This is a genomic window from Acidovorax sp. KPB24-07 (assembly GCF_057543315.1).
Map to the genome: position 1 here is coordinate 1 of NZ_BAAJYS010000586.1, position 1614 is coordinate 1614.

Consider the following 1614-nt stretch of genomic DNA (forward strand, 5'->3'; position numbering starts at 1 on the left):
CGGCGGGTGACTGACATCATGGGCGAGATCAGCGCCGCAGCAGCGAGCAAGAGCGCCGGGCGTGGAGGCAGGTGGGCCAGGGCCATCACCCACGATGGGACCAGGGTCGACCCAGCAGAACGCCGCGCTGGTCGAGGAGATGGCCGCCGCGGCGAACAGCCTGCGGGCGCAGGCGGAGGAACTGGTGCGGGCGGCGGGAGTGTTCCGGCTGGGGGCTGGGGATGCGGTGGTGCAGCCAGGCGATACGCTACAAATTCGATAGCAATATGCCCTGGTACTGATTGCGCTGGTGGCATTTTTCGCGGCCCTTTCCGGCCCTCCCTGCCGACCCCGTCGGCAGCGCGGACCAGTCAGGGCGCCTCGCCGGCCCGGCAGGGCGCGGCCGCCAGCAGGCGGGCAGCGTGCAGGAACGCCTTTGGACCGACCCAGCTGACGTTCCAGTCGCCCGCCACCGGCACCTGGCGCTTGTGCGCGATCACCATCTGCCGTTTCGGCACCACCAGGATGTACTGGCCGTGCACGCCCCAGGCCATGTAGGCGCCTGCCAGGGGCGAGTCCGGCGGCTCCTGCAGCAGCCACCACAGATAGCCGTACCCGAAGCCGCGCCGCGCGGTGTGCGCCGGGTGCATCTGCGAGGCTGGCGTCGTCTGCTGCGTGATCCGCGCCACCCAGTCCGCGGGAATGATCTGCCGCCCGCGCCAGCGGCCCTGCTGCAGCATCAGATGGCCCAGCCGCGCCATATCGCGCGTGGACAGGAAGAAGGGATAGGCCAGGTGCTCCGACCGCCGGGCATCGCCGCTGCGCACATGCCGCGCCGGGTCGAAGTCCTGCAGCTGCAGCGGCGCGGCCAGATCGTCCGCGAAGGCCTGGTAGATGCTGCGCCCCGTCATGCGCTCGAAGGCGGTGCCGGCCGCGTTGAAGTCCCAGTTGTTGTAGAGGAAATAGCGGCCCGGCACCTGAGAGCCGCGCGCCGGCGCGGCCGCCGCGTCGTCGCCCCCATTGGCGGCCGCATGGTAGACGCCCGAACGCGCCGTGAGCAGGTCACGCAATGTCGCCTGCCGCTCGATCGGCAGCAGGCCGCCCGTGTCGTCGATGCCCAGGTCCGCCAGCGTGCGGTCGAGGTCGATGGTGCCGTCCGCCACGGGCGGGCCGTACAGCATCGACAGCACGCTCTTGCGCACCGAAAACACGATGCTGACCGCCTCCACCGGGCCGTACGCGAACAGCACCCGGCCGTCCTGCACCGCCATCAGGGCGGTCGTGTCCAGGGTGCGAAGGTAGTCGCCGGCGGCTTCGAGACCGCGGCGGCAGGCCGGCCCCTGCTCCGCGACGGGCTGGGGCTCCCATGATGCGCCGGGAAAGGCGGCGGGCACGGGCGCCGTCGAAGCCGGTGGGACGGACGTACACGCGCTGGCGAGCAGCAGCAGGGCCGCGCCGCACAGGGTTCGCAAAAGCATCGGCATGGAATGGAATGGAATGGAAGGGGCAGCGTGGTGGGGCGCGGAATGGGTTCAGCGGTCCGGCCCCCTGCTGCCGGAGCCAGGAACCGAAACCGCCGGGCCGGTGCAGATCGGCCCGGGAAATGCTATCAATTAAATAGCGATATGCCCTAGT

2 protein-coding genes are annotated in these 1614 nt (G+C 70.5%); one reads left to right on the plus strand and one right to left on the minus strand.

The window, feature by feature from the left end:
* The first annotated feature begins 94 nt into the window (after window positions 1–94).
* Window positions 95–262, plus strand: a complete 168-nt coding sequence (locus AC27IQ_RS24115; RefSeq protein WP_487091074.1) for a hypothetical protein — start codon at window positions 95–97, stop codon at window positions 260–262.
* An 88-nt stretch (window positions 263–350) separates the two neighbouring features.
* Here the strand turns inward: AC27IQ_RS24115 and AC27IQ_RS24120 are convergent, their stop codons facing one another.
* The gene (locus AC27IQ_RS24120) at window positions 351–1463 is read right to left on the minus strand and encodes a serine hydrolase domain-containing protein (protein ID WP_487091075.1); all 1113 of its coding nucleotides are present in this window, start codon (window positions 1461–1463) and stop codon (window positions 351–353) included.
* Window positions 1464–1614: the final 151 nt, after the last annotated feature.

What these genes read in the sequence shown, in the direction of transcription:
- AC27IQ_RS24115 (WP_487091074.1), top strand. Translation starts at nt 95, where the DNA reads ATGGGACCAGGGTCGACCCAGCAGAACGCCGCGCTGGTCGAGGAGATG.
- AC27IQ_RS24120 (WP_487091075.1), bottom strand. Translation starts at nt 1,463, where the DNA reads ATGCCGATGCTTTTGCGAACCCTGTGCGGCGCGGCCCTGCTGCTGCTC.